Raw genomic sequence first — 20,078 nt, forward strand, 5'->3', positions numbered from 1 at the left:
TCACCAGGTGGCGTCGAGCCCCAGATGGCGCAGCGCTTCGTGGCGCAGTTCTGCCAGCCGCGCATGGCCGCGATGCCGCGGGTACGGCAGGTCGACCACGAGTTCCGCCGCGATGCGCGCCGGCCGGTCGCTCAGCACGATCACGCGGTTGGCGAGAAACAGCGCTTCTTCCACGTCGTGCGTCACCAGCAGCGCCGAGAAGCCCGCGCGCTGCCACAGGTTGACGAGCTCGCTCTGCATCGCGATGCGCGTGAGCGAATCGAGCTTGCCCAGCGGCTCGTCGAGCACCAGCAATTGCGGATCATTGACGAGCGCACGCGCCAGCGCCACGCGCTGCGCCATGCCGCCCGAGAGCTGGTGCGGAAAGGCTTTCGCGAACTCCGTGAGGCCGACGAGCTTCAGCGCCTCGTCGACGCGCCCGCGCTGCGTCTTGAGCACACCGCGCGCCTGCAGGCCGAGCGCCACGTTGTCCCACACGCTGCGCCAGGGGTAGAGCGTCGGGTCCTGAAAGACGACGATGCGCGACGGATCGGGCCGCGTGATGGGCACGCCGTCTTGCGTGATGCGCCCGGCCGTCGCGGGCTCCAGCCCGGCCACGAGCCGCAGCAGCGTCGACTTGCCGCAGCCGCTCGGCCCGAGCAGCGCGACGAACTCGCCGGGCTTCACGCGCAGGTCGATGTCGTCGAGCACCTGCAGCGGACCCGCCGGCACGTCGAACCAGTGGCTCACGCCGTGGATGTCGATCTGCGCGCCGGCCTGGCGCACGTCGGCTTCAGCGGTGGCTACCATTTCACGGTCCCCTTCTGCCACGACAGCACGCGGTCGCGCACCTTGAACAGCAGCGTGATCAGGCCCGAGCACAGCAGCGCCATGACGATCAGCGCGGCGTACATGTTCGAATACGAAGCCCAGCCCTGCGCCCACGAGAGGTAGAAGCCCAGCCCGGCCTTCACGCCCATCATCTCGGCCGTCACCAGCACCGAGAACGCGGCGCCGAGCCCCATGAACAGGCCCACGAACACCTGCGGCAGCGCGGCAGGAATCGCCACGCGCAGCACCAGAAAGCGCTCGCTCGCGCCCATGGTGCGCGCCACGTCGTAGTAGTTGCGGTTGACGCCGGCCACGCCCGACCACGTCAGCACCGCCACCGGAAAGCCCGTCGCCAGCGCGATGAGGAACACGGCCGCCGCGTAGCTCGACGGAAAGAAGAAGAACGCCAGCGGCAGCAGCGCCGAGGCCGGCACCGGCCCCACGAAGCGCAGCACCGGATGCACCCAGTAGCCTGCGATGCGCGACCAGCCGATGGTCACACCCGTGAGAAAGCCCGCGAGCGCGCCCAGCACGAAGCCATGGGCAAGCAGCCGCGCCGAATGCGCCAGGCTTTCGCCGAGGCGGCGCCAGTCGTCGATGTAGGTTTCGATGAGGCTCTGCGGCGGCGCGAAGAACGGCGTGGGCAGCAGCGCGAGCTTGGCGGTCGCGATCTCCCAGAGGGCGAACAGCACGGGCAGCGCGACCAGCCACGGCCCGGCCGGCCGCAGCGTGCGCGCGACGCGGCCCGCACGCGTGCCGAGCAGCGCCACGAGCAGCAGCGCCGCGCCGACGGCGATGGCGGCAATGCCGAACTCGTCGGTGTAGGCCCAGTCGCTGAAGCCCACGGCCTTGTTGGGCCAGTAGATGGTGAGCAGGCCCAAGGCGACCCAGCCCGCGCTCGCGAGCGCGCCAGTCCGCCAGAAGCCTTCGGCGGGGCGCGCGAACACGTCGGCTGGTGCGGCCTTTTCGATGCCTGGGCGGCGCCAGTTGCCCGGCGCCGGTGGTGGTGCCTCGAGCACCCGATCAATGACGGCGCTCATGCCAGCGGATCGAAAGACACGTGCTCGGCGAAGCGCGCCGGGTCGGTGGTCTTCTTGAGCACGCCGACGCTGCGGAAATCGCGCGCATAGAACTCCACCTCGTTGCGCAGGTTCTTGCCCAGCGGGTGGTGGTTGTGCGTGAGCGTGCCCAGCAGCGCGCGCAGGTCTTCGACCGGCACCTTGGGCGAGTACTTGGCGAAGAGCTTGGCCGATTCGTTCGGGTTCTCGGCCACGAAGTCGGAGGCCTGCGCGATGGCACGCACCAGCGACGCAACGGTCGCCTTGTCCTTGCGCACCAGCTCGCCGCGCGCGCCGACGATGCAGCAGACCTTGGCCTTGTACTCGCCCGAGAGGTTGCTCGCGAGCTCGACGAAGGTGCCCTGGTTGCGCTTCTCGATGAGGTACACGTTCGGATCGCCGTCGGCAATGGCGTGGATCTCGCCCTTCTTCACCGCGATGTCGAGCAGGTCGGCCGGGTACTGGCGCCAGGTGACGTCGCGGTCGGCGTCGATGCCGTTCTTGGCCAGCAGGATCGAGAAGAAGTTCTTGCCCGGGCTTGCGATGTCCGACACGCCGATGATCTTGCCCTTGAGGCTCGCCAGGCTGGTGGCGCCCGCGGCCTTGGCGCCCACGAGGCGCACGCAGCCGCCGTGCGAGCTGCCGACGATCTTCACGTCGAAGCCCGATTCGAGCGGCTTGAGCCAGCGGTGGATCATGCCCACGGCGGCGTCGGCCTTCGCGGTGGCGAGCGATTCGAGCAATTGGTCGGTCGAGCCTGTGTAGTTGACGAGGTCCACCTGCAGGCCGTTGCGCTCGAAGTAGCCGCGCTCCTGCGCCACCACCACGGGCGAGAGGCAGAACGCGGCGGCGTTCCAGGCAAAGGTGAGCTTGCGCGCCTGCTGCGAGAAGGCCTGCGAGGCAATGAGGCCGCCCGAGGCGACCACGGCGGCGGCAGCGCCGGTGCGCAGCACGCTGCGGCGGGAAAGAAGGGATGCGTTCATCGGGAAAGGCTCCGGGGGTTCGTCGTCGTCAAAGCAGGAGTTCGGGTTCGGCCTCGACCAGGCCTTCGTACAGGCTGTCGAAGGAATGGATGGCGCCTTCGGGCCCGCCGATCTGGCCGTGCGTGTGGCGCGCGGTGGCCTCGTCGATCGGCTGCGGCGTGCCCGCGGCCTCGGCCAGCAATTGCGTGTGGCAGGCGTTGTCCAGCGCGATGTACCACCACGCGGCGGCCTCCACGGTGGGGCCCGCCGTCAGGATGCCGTGGTTCTTGAGGATCGCGCCCTTCTTGTCGCCCAGCGCACGGGCAATGCGATCGCCCTCGCTGGTGTCGACCACCATGCCGGTGAAGTCGTCGAACAGCGCCACGTCGTCGTGGAACACGCAGGCGTCTTGCGTGAGCGTGTCGAGCTTGCGGCCCAGCGTGGACCAGGCCTTGCCGTAGGTCGAGTGCGTATGGGCGGCGGCCACGATGTTCGGGTTGTGCTCGTGGATCGCGGCGTGGATGGCGAAGGCGGCCCTGTTGAGCGGCCGATCGCCGACGACCGTCTCGCCCTTCGCGTTGACGAGCAGCAGGTCGGACACCTTGATGCGCGAGAAGTGCACGCCCAGCGGGTTGACCCAGAAATGGTCGGTCAGCTCGGGGTCGCGCGCCGTGATGTGACCGGCCAGGCCCTGCGCGAAGCCGAAGCGCGCGAACAGGCGGAAGGCGCCGGCGAGGCGCTCCTGCCGGTGGCGGCGCTCGGCCTGCACGGTGGGGCGCGGCGGGATGGGGTCGAACCAGTGCTTTTGCTGGGGGTTCGCGTGGAGCTTCAGCGGTTGCGCTGTATGGCGGTCGATGGAGAGAACGGCACTCATCGGATTCCTCGTGTTCGGTTTTTTGGTTTTTGCTCCTTCCCCCTCTGGGGGAAGGCTGGGATGGGGGCACGACGGCATCAAAGCCATGACGGTGTTCGAGGCCGCGAGCCCCCACCCCTGCCCTCCCCCGGAAGGGGAGGGAGAAAGACCGAATCAGGCTGCCTTGCGAACGGAGGCCGCGCGCTGCGCGACCAGTTCACGCGTGCGCGGAATCAACTCACGCCCATAGTCCGTCGCGTCTTCCAACGGATCGAAGCCGCGAATCAGAAACGTCGTCACGCCCAGGTCGTAGTAGTCGAGCAGCGCATCCGCGACCTGCTCCGGCGTGCCGACCAGCGCGGTGCTGTTCGAGCGCCCGCCGATCTCTTGCGCGACCGCCGTCCACAGCCGCTTGTCGAGCCGCGAGCCCTTCTCGGCCGCAGCCAGCAGGCGCTTGGCGCCCTCGCTCTGCTGCGGCCCGCCGCGGTTGTAGCCCTGCACCACGCGCAGGCGCTTCGTCTCCGCCAGGATGTTTTCGGCGCGCGCCCAGGCGGCGTCTTCGGTCTCCGCAAGGATCGGACGGAACGACACCGAAAAGCGCACGCTGCGCCCGTGCTTGGCGGCCTCGGCGCGCACGCGCGTCGTGAGCTCGCGGGCCTGGTCGAGCGATTCGCCCCACAGCGCGTACACGTCGGCGTACTTGCCTGCGACCGGAATCGCGGCCTCCGACGCACCGCCGAAGTACACGGGCACGTGCGGCTTGCCGTTGCGTGTCTGCACCGGCTTCACCTCGGAGAACGCGTTCTGGAAACGGTAGTGCGCGCCTTCGTGGTCGAAGGGCTTCTCTGCCGTCCACACCTTGTGCAGCACCTCGAGGTATTCGTCGGTGCGGGCGTAGCGCTGGTCGTGGTCGAGCCAGTCGCCGTCGCGCTGCTGTTCTTCGTCGGAACCGCCTGAGATGTAGTGCACGCCGAGCCGGCCGCCGCTGAACTGGTCGAGCGACGCGAACTGCCGCGCCGCGAGCGTGGGTGCCACGAAGCCCGGGCGGTGCGCGAGCATGAAGTGGATGCGCTCGGTCACCGAGGCCGCGTAGGCCACCGTGAGCGTGGCGTCGGGGCTGGTGGAATGGTGCGGCACCAGCACGCGGTCGAAGCCGGCGTTTTCGTGCGCCTGCGCGAAGGCGCGCACGTAGTCGCGGTCGAGGGCCGGACCCTTGGCGGCGTGGATCTCCGAGACCTTCTGGCCCTGGATCATGCCGATGAATTCAACGTCGTTCTGGCTCATGGTGTCCTCGTGGATGCGGATGGAATGAAGGGATCAGGCGGCGGGCAGCCGCAGCAGGTTTTCGAAGTCATGGCTTGTGTTCTTTCTTCTTCACTCACGTTCGAGGAGAAGCGAGACCGTACCGAGACGGGCCCCGAAAACGAACGCAGAAAAACGAATTTGGATATGCGCGATGCATCCTTCGCGCACTGGCAGTGGGCCTTTACCGTGCGGGCACCATGAGTGCACTCCCCTTGCGCCGCACGCCGGCCGTTCCCGACACAGACACCCCGACCTCCGTCGACCCTGCCGTGCTGGCCCGCCTGTCGGACCAGTTCGCGTCCACGGCGGCCGACCACGACCGCAGCGGCGCCTTTCCGCGGCAGAACTTCGAGGCGCTGCAGGCGCACGGGCTCATCGGCCTCGTCGCACCCGCCGCATACGGCGGCGGTGGCGCCACGCTGGCCACGGCGCGCCGCGTGATCGCGGCGGTCGCGCGCGGCGAGCCTGCCACCGCGCTGATCCTCACCATGACCTACCTGCAGCACCAGGCGCTCGCACGCCGCGAGAGCCGCTGGCCCGCGCACCTGCGCGAGCGCGTGGCACGCGATGCGGTGGCGCACGGCGCGCTCATCAACGCGCTGCGCGTGGAGCCCGCGCTGGGCTCGCCGGCGCGCGGCGGCCTGCCCGGCACGGTGGCGCGGCGCACGCCCGAGGGCTGGCGCATCGACGGCCACAAGCTCTACACGACCGGCATCGAGGGCCTGTCGTGGCTCGCGGTCTGGGCGCGCACCGACGAGGCCGCGCCGCGCACCGGCGTCTTCCTCGTGCCGCGCAACGCGCCCGGCATCCGCGTGATCGCGAGCTGGGACCACCTGGGCCTGCGCGCCTCGGGCAGCCACGAGGTGGTGTTCGAAGACGTCGCCATTGCCGCCGCCCACGCCGTCGACCTGCGCGCGCCCGCCGACTGGGCGCCCGGCGCCGGCAGCCAGACCGACATCGACGCCCATGCGGCGCAGCAGGCCTGGATGGTCGTGCTGCTGGGCAGCCTCTACGACGCCGTGGCACGCGCCGCGCGCGACTGGCTGGTCGACTTTTTGAACCGGCGCGCGCCCGGCAGCCTCGGCGCGCCGCTGGCCAGCCTGCCGCGCGTGCAGGAGCAGGTGGGCGAGATCGAGGCGCTGCTGCGCACCAACCGCGTGCTGCTCGACGACGCAGCCGCCGCGGTCGACAGCGGCCACACGCCGCCCGCCGCCGACAGCGGCCTGCTCAAACACACCGTGACCACGCACGCGATCCGCGTGGTCGAGCTGGCGCTGCAGCTGAGCGGCAACCACGGGCTCACGCGCCAGAACCCGCTCGAACGCTACTATCGCGACGTGCTGTGCAGCCGCATCCACACCCCGCAGAACGACGCGATATTGGTCGCGGCGGGCCAGCGTGCGTTGCAGGCTTTGGGAGGTGCGGCATGAGCGCGCAGCAACTCTCCCGCCGCGCCTGGCTTGCGCAGGGCGCCGCGTTGTCGCTGGCCGCGGCCAGCCCGCTGCGTGCGGTGGCGCAGCCCAAGGCCACGCTGGTGCTCGGCGACCAGGCCGGCGGCCTGCGTTCGCTGTTCGAAGCCTCCAAGGCCCTCGACGACGCACCCTTCGCCTACCGCTGGGCCAACTTCCAGGGCGCTGCGCCGCTGTTCGAGGCGCAGCGCAGCGCCGCGGTCGACACCGCGATGGCCGGCGACCTGCCGGTGCTCGCGGCGGCTGTCGGCAAGACGCCGCTGAAGATCGTCGCCACGCGCGTCGGCAAGGCCGAGTCGCTGGGCATCGTGGTGCAGCCCGACTCGCCGCTGCGCAGCGTGGCCGACCTGCGCGGCAAGACGGTGATCGTCTCGTCGGCGCGCGGCAGCATCTCGCAGTACCAGCTCTACGGCGCGCTCGAAGAGGCCGGCGTGCGGCGCGACGAGGTCACGGTGAAGTTCGTGCTGCCCACCGACGCGGCGGCCGCGTTCGCGTCGAAACAGATCGACGCCTGGGCCATCTTCGACCCCTACTACGCGATCGCGCTGCAGCAGGGCGGGCGCATCCTGCGCGACGGGCGCGGCATCAACACGGCGCTGGGCTTCATCACCGCGAGCGAGCATTCGCTGGCCGATGCGGCCAAGCGCGAGGCCATCGTTCAGTTTCTCGACCGGCTCGCGCGTGCGGGCGACTGGGCGCTGGCCAACCCCGAGGCGTATGCGCAGGCGTACAGCCAGCTCACGCGGCTGCCGATCGCGTCGGCGCGCCTCATCACGGCGCGCGCCTCGGTGGCGGGACGTCCGGTGAGCGAGGCGGACATCGTCGCGCTGCAGACCGTGGCCGACCGCTCGGCGCGCGACGGTATCCTTCCTGTGCGCGTGGACGTGCGCGCCATTACCGACACCCAACTCTGGAAACGCCCCGCATGATTGCTCCGCTGCGCGATTTCGTCGGCGCCTTCGGCCGGCTGCTCGACAGCCAGCCCGACGAGCCGCGCATCCTGTCCGAAGGCGGTGCGCTGCTGCGCACGCTGGTGGCGCGCGACGACTGGCTGCCCGACGCCTTCGCGGTGGCCGACCCGACCTACTACCAGCAGTTTCTGCTGCACGCCGACAGCACCGAGCGCTTCTCGGTCGTGAGCTTTGTCTGGGGACCGGGCCAGGCCACGCCGATCCACGACCACACGGTGTGGGGCCTCATCGGCATGCTGCGCGGCGCCGAGTACAGCCAGCCTTACGCACTCGATGCTGACGGCACCGCGCGGCCCCAGGGCGAGCCGGTGCGGCTCGACGCGGGCCATGTCGAGGCCGTGTCGCCCACCGTGGGCGACCTGCACCGCGTGCACAACGCGCACGCCGACCGGGTGTCGATCAGCATCCACGTGTACGGCGCCAACATCGGCGCCGTGCGCCGCCACACCTATCCGGCTGAAGGCGGGCGCAAGCCCTTCGTCTCCGGCTACTCCAACACGCTGCTGCCCAACCTGTGGGACCGCTCCGCCGAACTCCGAAACACTGCCGCATGACGACGACTGCCATCACCGCTTCTTTTCCCTTGCTGCCCTTCGCCACGCTGCGCGAACGGCTGATCGCGCGCGAAGAAACCGCGCTGCTCGACCTGCGCGAGGAAGACCCGTTCGCGCAGGAGCACCCGCTGTGGGCCGCCAACCTGCCGCTGTCGCGCATCGAGATCGAGGCGTGGCGGCGCATTCCGCGGCGCGACACCTTCATCGTGCTGTACGGCGCGCACGGCGGCGTCGATCTCGCGCCCGCCGCGGCACGCACCTTCGCCGCGCTCGGCTACACGAACGTGCACCTGCTCGACGGCGGCCTCGAAGGCTGGCGCGCGGCGGGCGGCGAGCTGTTCCGCGACGTCAACGTGCCGAGCAAATCATTCGGTGAACTGGTCGAACACAAGCGGCACACGCCTTCACTGTCGGCGCCCGAGGTGAAGGCGCTCATCGACAACCGCGCCGACGTGGTCGTGCTCGACGCGCGCCGCTTCGACGAATACCAGACCATGAGCATCCCCTCGGCCACCAGCGTGCCCGGCGCGGAGCTGGTGCTGCGCGTGCGCGAACTCGCGCCCGACCCGGCCACGCGCGTGATCGTGAACTGCGCGGGCCGCACGCGCAGCATCATCGGCACGCAGTCGCTCGTGAATGCGGGCATCCCGAACCCGGTGGCGGCTTTGCGCAACGGCACCATCGGCTGGAAGCTCGCGGGCCAGGTGCTCGACCACGGTGCAGGCCGGCAGGCGCCGGCCGCAGTGTCGGTAGCCAACCGCGCACAGGCACAAGCCGACGCGCGCCGCGTGGCCGACGCCGCGGGCGTGCGCCGCATCGCCCTCGACGCACTCGACACGCTCGAAGCCCCAGGCCGCACCGTGTACCGCTTCGACGTGCGCACGCCCGAGGAATACACGGCCGGCCACCTGCCCGGCTTCGCGAGCGCGCCTGGGGGACAGCTCGTGCAAGAAACCGACCATCAGGTGCCGGTGCGCGGCGCACGCATCGTGCTGGCCGACGACGACGGCGTGCGCGCCTCGATGAGCGCGTCATGGCTCGCGCAGATGGGCTGGGAGGTGTACGTGCCCGATGCGGTGCCGCCGGCCGCCGCGCTCAGCGAGACCGGCACGCCGACGTCGGCCTACCCGCCCGTCGCGGCCACGGTCGCCGAGATCGCACCCGAGGCGCTGGCCGAGTTGCTGAAGCAGCAGCCCGCCACCGCCGTCATCGACGTGACCACGAGCGCCAACTACGTGAAGCGCCACATTCCCGGCGCCTGGTACGCGATCCGCGCGCAGCTCGCGCAGGCGATCGACCACAAGGCCATCCCGTCCGCGCCGCGCTACGTCCTGACCTGCGGCAGCAGCCTGCTCGCACGCTACGCCGCCGCGGACCTGCGCGCCCTGCTCGACGCACGCGGCCAGCGCGATGTGGAAGTGCAGGTGCTCACGGGCGGCAACACCGCATGGTTCGCCGCCGGACTGCCAGCCGAGACCGGCGAGACCCGCCTGGCCACCGCCCGCACCGACCGCTACCGCCGGCCCTACGAAGGCACCGACGCGCCCGCCGAGGCCATGCAGGCGTACCTGGACTGGGAGTACGGGCTGGTGGAACAGCTGGGGCGCGACGGCACGCACCACTTTCGCGTGGCCTGAGCGCGCAGAGCGCAGGCGAAAAAAAACCGGGCACTGCCCGGTTTTTTCTTTCACTGTGCGAGCCCCGGGTTCAACCCGGCTCGGCCGCCTTGAACAGTGCCGCGACCTTGCGCTTGCTCTTGATGTTGCTCGAGATGCCGCGTGCGGGCGAGGCCTTGGCCGACGCTTCCCAGGCCGGTGCGGCCTCGCGCTCGCCCGATTCGTAGGGCTTGTCGAAGAACGGATCGCGCGGTGCGGACGGTGCGCGGTGCGGGCGGCCGCCAGCGCTGCCGCTCGTGCTGCGACGGGGTTCCACGTCGCGGCGTTCGCGCGGCTGGTCGAGCACGTCGCGTGCGTCGCCGGCTTCGCCTTCTTCGCGCCAGTGGCGGCGTCCGTCGTTGATGCGACCGCGCGGGCGGTCTTCTTCGAACTCGACGGGTTCGAGCTCGATCTTCTTCTTGATCAGCTTCTCGATGTCGGCCACCAGGCGCGCATCGTTGCCGCCGCTGGCGAAGCTCACGGCCAGGCCCGAGGCGCCGGCGCGGCCCGTGCGGCCGATGCGGTGCACGTAGTCTTCGGCGTTGAACGGGATGTCGAAGTTGAAGACGGCGGGCACGTCCTTGATGTCGAGGCCGCGGGCCGCAACGTCGGTGCACACCAGCAGGTCGACTTCGCCGGCCTTGAACGAGGCGAGCGCCTTCAGGCGTTCGTCCTGGCTCTTGTCGCCGTGCAGTGCGGTGGTACGCAGACCGTCGCGCTCCAGCGAGCGTGCGAGGCGCGCGCAGCCGAGCTTGCTGTTGACGAACACGAAGGCCTGCGTGATGCCGCGCTGCTTGACGATCTGCTTGAGCGCACGGCGCTTGTCGTCGTCGGAGACGCTGTAGAAGTGCTGTTCGACGGTGGAGGCCGTTTCGTTCGGCCGCGCCACTTCGATGGTGACCGGGTTCTGCAGGTAGCTGCTGGCCAGCCGCTTGATCTCGGGCGAGAAGGTGGCCGAGAACAGCAGCGTGGTGCGCTGCTTGGGCAGGTAGCTCAGGATGCGCTGCAGGTCAGGCAGGAAACCGATGTCGAGCATGCGGTCGGCTTCGTCGAGCACGACGTATTCGACCTGGTTGAGCACCGCGTTCTTGGCTTCGATGTGATCGAGCAGCCGGCCCGGCGTGGCCACGAGCACTTCGACGCCCTTCTTCAGCTCCAGCGTCTGCGGCTTCATGTCGATGCCGCCGAACACGACCGTGCTGCGCAGGTTGGTGTACTTGGCGTACAGCTTGACCTGTTGCGCGACCTGGTCGGCCAGTTCACGCGTGGGCAGCAGCACCAGCGCACGCACCGGATGCCGCGCGGGCGAGGTGGAGGCGTTTTCGTGCTTGAGCATGCGCTGGAGCAAGGGGAGCGAAAACGCCGCCGTCTTGCCGGTGCCGGTCTGCGCGGCACCCATCACGTCCTGGCCTGAAAGCACCACCGGAATGGCCTCTGCCTGGATGGGCGTCATGGTCTCGTAGCCCATTTCGGCCACGGCGCGGGCCAGCGGTTCTGCCAGCGAAAGATTGGAGAAGGACATTGTCATTGAGCCTTCTATTGTCGCATTGCCGCAAAAAACGGCAGTGACAACGAAACGACAACGTCCGCAAAGCGCGAATTGCTATTTATTCAATAGCAAAAAACCCAATGAATCCGGGGCCCTCAGGACACAATCTTTACAGATTGCGCGCGTTGAAGGTGTCGCAGGACTTCATTTCACCCGTCTGATAGCCCGTGCCGAACCACCGTTGGCGCTGCGCGCTGGAGCCGTGGGTGAAGCTGTCGGGCACCACGGCGCGGCCTGCGGAACGCTGCAAGGCGTCGTCGCCGATCTTCTGCGCGGCGTTCATGGCGGCCTCGATGTCGCCCGGGTCGAGCCACTTCTTCGACTCCTGCGAGTGGTGCGCCCACACGCCCGCGAAGCAGTCGGCCTGCAGCTCGACGCGCACGCTGATGGCGTTGTTCTGCGACTGGCTCAGGCGCCCGCGCATGCCGTCGACCTTGGCGGTGATGCCGAGCTCGTCCTGCACGTGATGGCCGACCTCGTGCGCAATGACGTAGGCCTGCGCAAACTCGCCCGGTGCGCCGAGCTGGTTCTTGAGCGTGTCGTAGAACGCGAGGTCGATGTAGACCTTCTTGTCGCCCGGGCAGTAGAACGGCCCCATGGCCGATTGACCGGTGCCGCAGGCCGTGGGCGTGGCACCGCGGAACAGCACGAGCCGGGGCGCCTGGTAGGCGCCGCCGTTCTTGCGGAAGAGATCGGTCCAGACCACTTCGGTGTTCTTGAGTACGGTCGAGACGAAGGCCGCTTCGCGGTCGCCGGTGGGCGGCTTGGGCGCGGGGCCTTGTTGCTGTTGCTGCACCTGGGCCGGACTGCCACCGCCGCTGAGCAGGCTCAGCACGGTGAGCGGATTGATGCCGAAGACCCAGCCCGCGATGAGCGCGACCGCGATGGTGCCGATGCCGATGCTGCGGCCGCCAAACAGGCCGCCGCCACCACCACCACCGCCGCCCCCACCGTCACGGCGGTCTTCGACGTTGTCGGATTGTTCGTTGCCTTCCCATCTCATCGCAGTCTCCTTGCCGGCTTGCTGATCGGCGTATTTGCCGGAACGTCGCAGGATGGTACTTGGCCTGACGGCCGGTGGCGTAACCGGCGGTCAGGAGGCGCGCATCAGTGCGTCAGTGCGCGTCAGGTCTTGGGCAGCGTGACGCCGCGCTGGCCCTGGTACTTGCCGCCGCGGTCCTTGTAGCTGGTTTCGCAGACCTCGTCGCTCTCGAAGAACAGCACCTGTGCGCAGCCCTCGCCCGCGTAGATCTTGGCGGGCAGCGGCGTGGTGTTGCTGAACTCCAGCGTCACGTAGCCTTCCCATTCGGGCTCGAACGGGGTCACGTTGACGATGATGCCGCAGCGCGCGTACGTGCTCTTGCCCAGGCAGATGGTGAGCACGTTGCGCGGGATGCGGAAGTACTCCACCGTGCGTGCCAGCGCGAAGCTGTTCGGCGGAATGATGCAGTAGTCGCCGTGCATGTCGACGAAGCTCTTCTCGTCGAAATTCTTCGGGTCGACCACGGTGCTGTGGATGTTGGTGAAGACCTTGAATTCAGGCGCGCACCGGATGTCGTAGCCGTAGCTCGAGGTGCCGTAGCTGATGATCTTGTGACCGTTGCTCTCGCGCACCTGGCCCGGTTCGAAGGGGTCGATCATTCCTTCGTTTTCGGCCATGCGCCGGATCCATTTGTCGCTCTTGATGCTCATATGCGCTCGCTGATGCTGCTGCGGGGGAATCGGGGCCGAATTGTGGCATGGCGCCCTGCGCGCCCTCCCCCCGGCGCCGTTCAGCCCGCCTGCGAAATCACCGTGCGCTCGACCAGCCGGTCGTCGCCCAGCACGATCATCGCGAACAGCAGCTCTTCGAGGTTGTTGGCCAGCGAGGTCTTGCGCGCCAGCAGCGGCGTGGCGGACGGGTTCAGCACCAGGAAGTCGGCCTCGCAGCCCGGCTGCAGGTTGCCGACCACGCCGTCGAGCCCCAGCGAGCGCGCGGCGCCGCCGGTGTGGTGCCACCACAGCCGCGAGGGCGCGATGCTCAGGCCGGTCTTGCTCTGGCCTTCACGGCCCACGTAGTAGGCGGCCAGCATGGTGTGGAAGGGGCTGAAGCTGGTGCCGCCGCCCACGTCGCTGGCCAGGCCGTACGGCTGCTCGAGGCGGTCGGCCGCGCCGAAGTCAAAGAAACCGCTGCCCAGGAACAGGTTGCTCGTGGGGCTCACGGCGGCGGCCGTCTTCGTCTCGTGCATGAGCGCACGGTCGGTGTCGTCCAGGTAGATGCAGTGGGCGTACACAGCGCGTTCGCGCAGCAGGCCGAAGTCGGCGTACACGTCGAGGTACGAGCGCGACTTCGGGTACAGCTCGCGCGCCCACTTCACCTCGTCGCGGTTCTCAGCCACGTGCGATTGGATCCAGGTGTCGCCGTACTTTGCGGCCAGCTCGCCGGCACCGCGCATCTGCGCGTCGGTGCTGGTGGGCGCAAAGCGCGGCGTGATGGCGTAGCCCAGGCGGTCGACGTTGTGCCACTTGCGGATCAGCGCCTCGGTGTCGACCAGGCTCTGCTCGGTGTCGTCGCGCACGCCGTCGGGCGAGTTGCGGTCCTGCAGCACCTTGCCGGTGATCATGCGCAACTGGCGGCGCTGCGCGCTCTCGAAGAAGGCGTCGACCGAGGCGACGTGCGAGGTCGCGAAGGTCAGCGAGGTGGTCACGCCGTTGCGCAGCAGCTCGTCGAAGAACACGTCGGCCACCACGCGCGAATGCGCAGGGTCGGCAAACTTGGCTTCCGCCGGGAAGGTGTAGTTCTCGAGCCAGGGCAGCAGGCCGGCGGCGGGCGCGCCGATGATGTCGGTCTGCGGGTAGTGCACGTGCATGTCCACGAAGCCCGGCGCGAGGATGCGGCCCGGCAGGTGGGTGGTGTGGGCGCCGGCATGGCGCTGCGACACGTCGGCATGGCTGCCGGCGTCGAGCACGCGCTGGCGGCCGGTGCTGTCGGGGGCGACGACCAGCAGGCCGTCTTCATCGAAGACAGGCAGGCCGGCGGCATCGAATCGCAGGAGGGAGGCGCGGTAGGCTTTTTTCATCGTGGATGCGGAGGGTAATCCAGCCCCGGACGGCGGGAATTTCCCTGCGCGTATGAGTGCTATACGCGGAACGCACTCTTCAGACGCAGGGACAGGGGGCGGCGTTCAGCGGCTCACCCGCCCCTGCACGCCCTCGGCGAGCCAGTTCATCTGCAGGATCTGCTCGTCGCTCAGCTGCGCGCCCTTGGCGATCGCAACGCGGCTTTCGTTGTCGCGCACGTCGCCCGCCACCGCACGGAACGGCTGCAGCTTGCCCGCCGCGATGTCCTGCTGGCGCGCCAACACCTCCTGCTGCACGGCCTTCGGCACCTTCGTGCCGAAGTCGCCGACGCGGATCATTCCTTCCTTCACGCCGCCCCAGAGGTTGCCGCTCTTCCAGGTGCCGTCGAGCACCGCCTTCGCGCGCTGCGTGTAGTAGCCGCCCCACTGGTGCGTGACGGCGACGATCTGCGCGTCGGGCGCGATCTTGCGCATGTCGGAGTGATACGCCACAGCCATCTTGCCGCGCTCCTGCGCAGCGGCCATCACGGCGGTGGAGCCCGTGTGGAAGGCGAGCACGTCGGCGTTCTGGTTGAACAGCGCCATCGCCGCGTCGCGCTCCTTCGGCGGATCGAACCACGCGTGGAGCCACACCACGATCACCTTGGCCTTCGGGTTCACCGAGCGCATGCCGAGCGTGAAGGCGTTGATGCCCTGCAGCACCTCGGGAATCGGAAAGCCCGCCACGTAGCCGGCCACGTTCGTCTTCGTCATGCGCCCGGCCGCGATGCCCGCGAGGTAGCGGCCCTCGTAGTAGCGGGCATTGGCGGTCGCCACATTGGGCGCGGTCTTGTAGCCGGTGATCGACTCGAACTTCACGCCGGGAAAGTCCTTCGCGACCTTCAGCGTCGGCTCCATGTAGCCGAAGCTGGGCGTGAAGATCAGCTGGCTGCCCTGCTGCGCGAGGTCGCGGATCACGCGCTCGGCATCGGCGCCCTCGGGCACGTTCTCGACGAAGGTGGTGTTCACGCGCGGGCCCAGCGCCGCCTCGACGGCCTTGCGGCCCTCTTCATGCTGGCGCACCCAGCCGGCATCGGTGACCGGCGTGACGTAGACAAAGCCGACCTTCAGCGCGTCCTTGGCCTGCGGCGGCTTCGGCGGTGCGGTCTGTGAAAAGGCGGGGGATAAAAAACAGGCGGTCACCCACGCCAGAACGGCGCGGCCCGCGAGGTTTTTGTACATGGTGGTCCTCTACATGGCCCCGGAAATGACAAACCCCGCCGCAGGCCGGGGCGCCTGATGCGGGGTCGGGATTTTAGTGTGGCGCCGCCTGCGCGCCGTGCGCAGGGCCTATTCGCTCACCACCGCGCTGCGGTAGGCCGCGTCGCCCTTGATCTCGGCTTCGGAGAACGGCACCTTGAGCCACTTCCCGGCGCTGTAGGCGCGGGTGTAGTCGGCGTTGTGCGCCGAGGCCGGGTCGTCCGACTGCGAGAACGTCAGGAAGGTATGGGCTTCCACGCCGCTTTCAGGGAACCGCACGATCTGCATGTAGCTGTTGCCGTTCGGGTTGCCGTCCATGGTGTAGCCGCCCTTGTCGAGACGGTTCTCCGAGCACGCGATGGTGAAGTAGCCCGGGCCGCCGCAGCCGCCGTACAGCGGGATCTTCTGGCCGCCTCGGGTGGCGAACAGGTAGTCGCCGCGCTGCGCATCGAGTGCGAAGCCGCTGGCCTCCACGCGTGCGACAGCCGCGCCGAAGGCCTGCTGCAAAGCACTCGCGGCGCCCGCCTTCAGATCGCGTGGCGTGTGGATCGGATCGCTCGCGCTGAACGGCACGTTGTAGAGCGTGGCCGACGACTGCAGCGCCGCACGGTTCCAGAACTCGTCCCAGATGTGGGCGCCGCGCGCGCCGGTCACGCCGGTGTTGTTCCAGGTTCGCAGCGCCGCGCAGGCCGGCCCGGTGTCCACATCGCGTCCGATGGCTGCGCCGCCTTGCGGATCGGTCGCCACGCTGATCGTCGCCGTCGCGCACACCATGGCCAGCGCCTGGTCCTTGAACAGCTCGGCCGTCAACACACGGCTGTTGAGCACCATCTGCTTGACGATGTCGGACGTGGCCACCTTGCCAGCGTAGTTGTCGGTGCCGTCGAGGCGCCCCTGCGCCATGAGGTTGCCCAGTCGCGTGCGGAAGGTCACGGGGTCGGTGCCGGCCGGCCCCATGATGTCCGGGAAGCCGGTGAGCGGCGCCTTCGGGTTCGCCAGCCAGTAGCTGTCGTTCATGTTGGCCACGTAATCGTCGCGCAGCAGGCTCGGCATGCGGGCCGCACCGATGGCGCCCTTCTGCGCCGAGTCGGCGTCGGTCTGCCAGTCGCACTCGCTCTTCGAGCCGTCGAAGAACGGCACGCGCGGCAGCGAGCCGCCGGCCGCGGTGCCCAGCGGCGTCGTGCAGCTGGCCACCTGGGTGGGCGACACGTTGGGAATCGCGCCGATGTCGGCATACCAGGCCTTGGCCGCGCCGCGGCCTACCGCCACGGTGTTGACCCACGGAATGGCGGCTTCCTCGCGCTGGATGGCGATGAACTCGTCGAGCGACTTGGCCTGGTTCCAGCGCAGCCAGTTCTTGAAGGTGCGGTAGTTCTCGCCGTTGATGTCGCGGATCGCGAAGGCCGTGGTCTGGCTCCAGGCGAACGGCGCACCGAAGGCCGTGAGGTTGACCATCGGTCCGTACTCCGACTTGTAGAGCGTGCGCGTCACCGGCGCCACGCTGCCGTCGGCCTGCTTCACGTTGACGGTGATGTTCAGCGCCTGCATCTTCACGGCCTTGCCGTCGCGCATGTAGCTGGTCGGGTCGCCCGCCGCGAGTTTCAGTTCGTAGAAGCCGAAGCGCCGCGCGGTCGACACCGTGTGACTCCACGCGATGTTGTCGTTGAAGCCGATGAGGATCACCGGGATGCCGAGGAACGAGGTGCCGCTGATGTTGAGCTGGCCCGGGATCGTGAGTTGCGCCTGGTAGAAGCGGTCGGGCCCGCGCCAGTACCAGTGCGGGTTGCCGAAGAGCAGCGGACTGCTGTCACCGGTCGCGGCCGTGCCGAAGCCGATCATGTTGCTGCCCACGCCCTCCTTGCCGCCGACCTGCAGCTCGGGCAGGGGCACGCTGACCGCCGCCAGCTGCAGCGCGGCCTTCTTTGCGCCGCTGCGCGCGGCCATCTTGGTGGGCGCTGCCGGTGCGGGTGCGATCGCATTGGCGATGTTCGGCAAGAAGTTGCTGTAGCCACCCGCGAGGTTGGCCGCGTACATGCGGCGGTAGATGTCCTCGGCGGTGATGGGCTTCACCCAGGCTTCGCTGCGGCAGGCTTCGTGCGCCGTGCCGCTGGCCTTCACGTCGCGCACGTAGCGGTTGTAGCCGGCGGCGAAGCCCTCGACCAGTTGCTTCAGGTTGTCGGGCTGGGCCGCGATCATCTTCGTGAGCACATCGGCCGAGATCACCTGCTTGTGGAAGAAGTCGGAGTCGATGTTCTTCGGCCGCGCGATGGTGCTGCTGGCCACGAGCTGCGCGTCGCCGCCGAGGTACTGCGAACGCTCGCCGCGGTAGGTCAGGAACGAATCGGCCATCGTGCACAGGTCGTCTTCGGCCTGCGCAAAACCGTAGCCGTAGCCCACGCCGGGCCAGTTGTCGGCCTTGATGTGCGGCACGCCCATCGCGGTGCGGCGGATCTCGGCCTTGTAGGTGCCTTCGGCCGGTGGGTTGGTGGGCGGGTTGCCGGCGCCGGGAAAGAACGGGAACCCGCCGCCCCCTCCTCCACCACCGCCGCCGCAGGCGGTGAGCATGGCCGCCGTGGCCAGCGCAAGCAGGGACAGCGGCATGGCGCCGCGCGAGGATGTCTGTCTCATGGATGTCTCCGGTTGATGCTCTCTTGATGGAGCTCCGCCAGCTTAGGCAGGGAGACCGGCTGCGGCTTGAACGCAGCCGCTGTCCTGCGGGAGACTCAGTGGACGGTCGCGTCGCCCCACGCGTGCGACGCGTGCGCGTCGGCCGTCACGCGCACCTGGTTCGCTAGGAACGACGGCGACAGGCCGAAGTAGCGCTGAAAGGTGCGGCTCATGTGCGCCGCGTCGGTGAAGCCGCTGACCAGCGCCACGTCGGTCAGCGGGCGGCGTTCGGTGAACTGCTGCACCGTGCGGCGCACCTTGGTCCACAGCGCATAGCGCTTGATCGACACGCCCACCTGCTGCGCGAACAGATGCGTGAGCCGGTCGGGCGAGAGGAAGGCGAGCGCCGACAGCTCGCGCAGCGGAATCTGCCCCGCATGCGCGCGGATGGCCTGCAGTACACGCTCGATGCGGGGGTCGATGGCCGCCTTCAGCTCGGGGCTCTCGGTGATCGACGTGACCAGCGTCGAACTCAGCCTCTGCAGGCGCCGGTCGGACAGCGCGCCATGCTGCGCCGGTTCGAAGTCGTCGCGCGTGCGACCGAAGCGGCGCGCATCGATCGGCTGGATGCCGTGGCCGCCCATGTGCCGCGACAGCATGCGGTAGGCGCTGGAGGCCGGGTCGAGGTTGAGCGACAGCAGCCCGCAGCCGTCGACGTCGAGGCGGCGCGACACATGCGGCGCCACCAGCGCGGCGGTGCAGCGCACGCGCGTACCGTCGACCGCCTCGAGCGTGAAGGGGCGGCCGCTCACCGACGCCAGCAGCGTGGCCGACGAACGGGCCGTGAGTCCCGACTGGATCGCCGGGGTGATGTAGAGGAACCTGTCGTCCCACAGGTGCAGGGAGTTGTGCCGCGTAATGGTCATGCCGCCTCGCTTGGTCTTGTCTCTTGCGCTTGTCTCGCGGCGGATTCTCACGCATTGCGGCCACGGCCCCGGCAAGGGCCCGCGCTCAGCGGGGTCAGCGGGGCTGCACCGTCTGCAACTGCGCGTGCTGGCGCACCGCCTCCAGCAGCAGCGTGGCCAGCCGGCTCGCCGGCGCCTCGGCGCGGGCCTGCGCGCGGTACAGCACGAGCGAGATCTGCGGCAACGCCGGCAGCGAAAGCACCGAGCGGTCGAGCGTGCGCACATGCGAGGGCAGCCCGAACGGCGTGCGCACGGTCAGGCCCAGGCCGGCCGAGGTCGCGGCCCACAGCGCGGCCAGGCTGGCACTTCCGAAGGCGCGGCGCCACGGCAGGCCGGCGCGGTCGAGCGCGGTGATGACGATCTCGCGCAGCGGGCACGGGGCGTCGAGCATGATGAGCGGCAGCGGCTCCTTGCTCTTGACCGCGCGAACGCCCGCGCGGTGCTCGCGCTCGGTCCACCAGGGCGCATCGACGCGCTCGGGCGCGGTCGGGCCGATCCACAGCAGCGGCAGCCGCGCCACGCGCTCGGCATACGGCGACAGCGGCTGGTCGCCCGCGTCCCATGCGAGTGCCAGGTCGAGCTGGCCGAGTTCGAGCCGCTCGCGCAGCTCGCCACTGCGGGCCACGCAGGCCTCGATGCGCACCTTGGGGTGTGCGCGCGCAAAGCGGCCGAGCACGGCGGGCAGCAGCGTCTCGCCGAAGTCTTCCTGCAGGCCCAGCCGCACCCAGCCCTGCAGGTCGACGCCGCGCAGGGCGGCGCTGGCCTCGTCGTTGAGTTCGAGCATGCGGTGCGCGTAGGCCAGCAGCGTTTCGCCGGCATCGGTGAGCGCCAGGCCCCGGCCCTCCTTGCGGAACAGCACGGTGCCGGCCTGCGCCTCCAGCTTCTTGAGCTGCGCGCTCACGGCCGAGGTCGAGCGGCCCAGCTTGTCGGCCGCGCGCGCATAGCTGCCGAGCGCCATGCCGGTGGAGAAGGTGCGCAGCACGTCGAGATCGAACATCACCTGGGTCATTGCAGTCCTTGCG

The 20,078-nt window shown here is 69.2% G+C and carries 18 protein-coding genes; 5 read left to right on the forward strand and 13 right to left on the reverse strand.

Annotated elements, in window-relative coordinates; all coding sequences use genetic code 11:
* From GFK26_RS31715 to GFK26_RS31735, 5 genes are all read right to left on the reverse strand, one after another.
* The gene (locus tag GFK26_RS31715) at positions 1 to 789 is read right to left on the reverse strand and encodes an ABC transporter ATP-binding protein (protein WP_153285461.1); all 789 of its coding nucleotides are present in this window, start codon (positions 787 to 789) and stop codon (positions 1 to 3) included.
* Positions 783 to 1,850, reverse strand: a complete 1,068-nt coding sequence (locus tag GFK26_RS31720) for an ABC transporter permease (RefSeq protein WP_153285462.1) — start codon at positions 1,848 to 1,850, stop codon at positions 783 to 785. Before GFK26_RS31720 ends, GFK26_RS31715 begins: the two co-directional genes overlap by 7 nt.
* The gene (locus tag GFK26_RS31725; RefSeq protein WP_153285463.1) at positions 1,847 to 2,851 is read right to left on the reverse strand and encodes an ABC transporter substrate-binding protein; all 1,005 of its coding nucleotides are present in this window, start codon (positions 2,849 to 2,851) and stop codon (positions 1,847 to 1,849) included. The genes GFK26_RS31720 and GFK26_RS31725 overlap by 4 nt, the downstream gene beginning before the upstream one ends.
* A 28-nt stretch (positions 2,852 to 2,879) precedes the next feature.
* Positions 2,880 to 3,704 carry a class II aldolase/adducin family protein gene (locus tag GFK26_RS31730; protein ID WP_153285464.1) on the reverse strand — a complete coding sequence of 275 codons (825 nt, stop codon included), beginning with the start codon at positions 3,702 to 3,704 and terminating at the stop codon, positions 2,880 to 2,882.
* Positions 3,705 to 3,857: 153 nt separating this feature from the next.
* A complete protein-coding gene (locus GFK26_RS31735) occupies positions 3,858 to 4,967 on the reverse strand; it encodes an LLM class flavin-dependent oxidoreductase (RefSeq protein WP_153285465.1) in 1,110 nt (369 codons plus the stop codon).
* Between the two features lie 24 nt (positions 4,968 to 4,991).
* On the opposite strand from GFK26_RS31735, the gene GFK26_RS31740 reads away from it, so the two are divergent.
* From GFK26_RS31740 to GFK26_RS31760, 5 genes are read left to right on the forward strand one after another with little or no spacing between them, the layout of a single operon-like run.
* Positions 4,992 to 5,189 carry a hypothetical protein gene (locus GFK26_RS31740; protein ID WP_153285466.1) on the forward strand — a complete coding sequence of 66 codons (198 nt, stop codon included), beginning with the start codon at positions 4,992 to 4,994 and terminating at the stop codon, positions 5,187 to 5,189.
* Positions 5,186 to 6,418 (forward strand): acyl-CoA dehydrogenase family protein, encoded by a 1,233-nt coding sequence (locus GFK26_RS31745; protein WP_153285467.1) that lies wholly within the window; start codon positions 5,186 to 5,188, stop codon positions 6,416 to 6,418. The genes GFK26_RS31740 and GFK26_RS31745 overlap by 4 nt, the downstream gene beginning before the upstream one ends.
* Positions 6,415 to 7,386 carry an ABC transporter substrate-binding protein gene (locus GFK26_RS31750; protein ID WP_153285468.1) on the forward strand — a complete coding sequence of 324 codons (972 nt, stop codon included), beginning with the start codon at positions 6,415 to 6,417 and terminating at the stop codon, positions 7,384 to 7,386. The genes GFK26_RS31745 and GFK26_RS31750 overlap by 4 nt, the downstream gene beginning before the upstream one ends.
* Positions 7,383 to 7,982: a cysteine dioxygenase gene (locus tag GFK26_RS31755; RefSeq protein WP_153285469.1), complete on the forward strand. Its 600-nt coding sequence runs from the start codon at positions 7,383 to 7,385 to the stop codon at positions 7,980 to 7,982. The genes GFK26_RS31750 and GFK26_RS31755 overlap by 4 nt, the downstream gene beginning before the upstream one ends.
* The gene (locus tag GFK26_RS31760) at positions 7,979 to 9,619 is read left to right on the forward strand and encodes a rhodanese-related sulfurtransferase (protein WP_153285470.1); all 1,641 of its coding nucleotides are present in this window, start codon (positions 7,979 to 7,981) and stop codon (positions 9,617 to 9,619) included. The genes GFK26_RS31755 and GFK26_RS31760 overlap by 4 nt, the downstream gene beginning before the upstream one ends.
* A 70-nt stretch (positions 9,620 to 9,689) precedes the next feature.
* On the opposite strand, the gene GFK26_RS31765 is transcribed toward GFK26_RS31760, so the two are convergent.
* From GFK26_RS31765 to GFK26_RS31800, 8 genes are all read right to left on the reverse strand, one after another.
* Positions 9,690 to 11,165, reverse strand: a complete 1,476-nt coding sequence (locus GFK26_RS31765) for a DEAD/DEAH box helicase (protein ID WP_153285471.1) — start codon at positions 11,163 to 11,165, stop codon at positions 9,690 to 9,692.
* Between the two features lie 130 nt (positions 11,166 to 11,295).
* Positions 11,296 to 12,189: a neutral zinc metallopeptidase gene (locus tag GFK26_RS31770; RefSeq protein WP_153285472.1), complete on the reverse strand. Its 894-nt coding sequence runs from the start codon at positions 12,187 to 12,189 to the stop codon at positions 11,296 to 11,298.
* A gap of 122 nt (positions 12,190 to 12,311) precedes the next feature.
* Positions 12,312 to 12,878, reverse strand: a complete 567-nt coding sequence (gene dcd, locus GFK26_RS31775; RefSeq protein ID WP_153285473.1) for a dCTP deaminase — start codon at positions 12,876 to 12,878, stop codon at positions 12,312 to 12,314.
* An 80-nt stretch (positions 12,879 to 12,958) separates the two neighbouring features.
* On the reverse strand, positions 12,959 to 14,245 hold the full coding sequence (guaD, locus tag GFK26_RS31780) for a guanine deaminase (protein WP_153285474.1): 1,287 nt from the start codon (positions 14,243 to 14,245) through the stop codon (positions 12,959 to 12,961).
* Between the two features lie 105 nt (positions 14,246 to 14,350).
* The gene (locus GFK26_RS31785) at positions 14,351 to 15,466 is read right to left on the reverse strand and encodes a BMP family ABC transporter substrate-binding protein (protein WP_153285475.1); all 1,116 of its coding nucleotides are present in this window, start codon (positions 15,464 to 15,466) and stop codon (positions 14,351 to 14,353) included.
* 108 nt (positions 15,467 to 15,574) lie between these two features.
* A complete protein-coding gene (locus GFK26_RS31790; protein ID WP_153285476.1) occupies positions 15,575 to 18,112 on the reverse strand; it encodes a penicillin acylase family protein in 2,538 nt (845 codons plus the stop codon).
* Between the two features lie 95 nt (positions 18,113 to 18,207).
* Positions 18,208 to 19,017: a helix-turn-helix domain-containing protein gene (locus tag GFK26_RS31795; protein ID WP_153285477.1), complete on the reverse strand. Its 810-nt coding sequence runs from the start codon at positions 19,015 to 19,017 to the stop codon at positions 18,208 to 18,210.
* A 94-nt stretch (positions 19,018 to 19,111) separates the two neighbouring features.
* Positions 19,112 to 20,065: a LysR substrate-binding domain-containing protein gene (locus GFK26_RS31800; RefSeq protein WP_153285478.1), complete on the reverse strand. Its 954-nt coding sequence runs from the start codon at positions 20,063 to 20,065 to the stop codon at positions 19,112 to 19,114.
* Positions 20,066 to 20,078 lie beyond the last annotated feature (13 nt).

The organism is Variovorax paradoxus, from assembly GCF_009498455.1.
GTDB classification, from domain to species: Bacteria; Pseudomonadota; Gammaproteobacteria; order Burkholderiales; family Burkholderiaceae_C; genus Variovorax; species Variovorax paradoxus_H.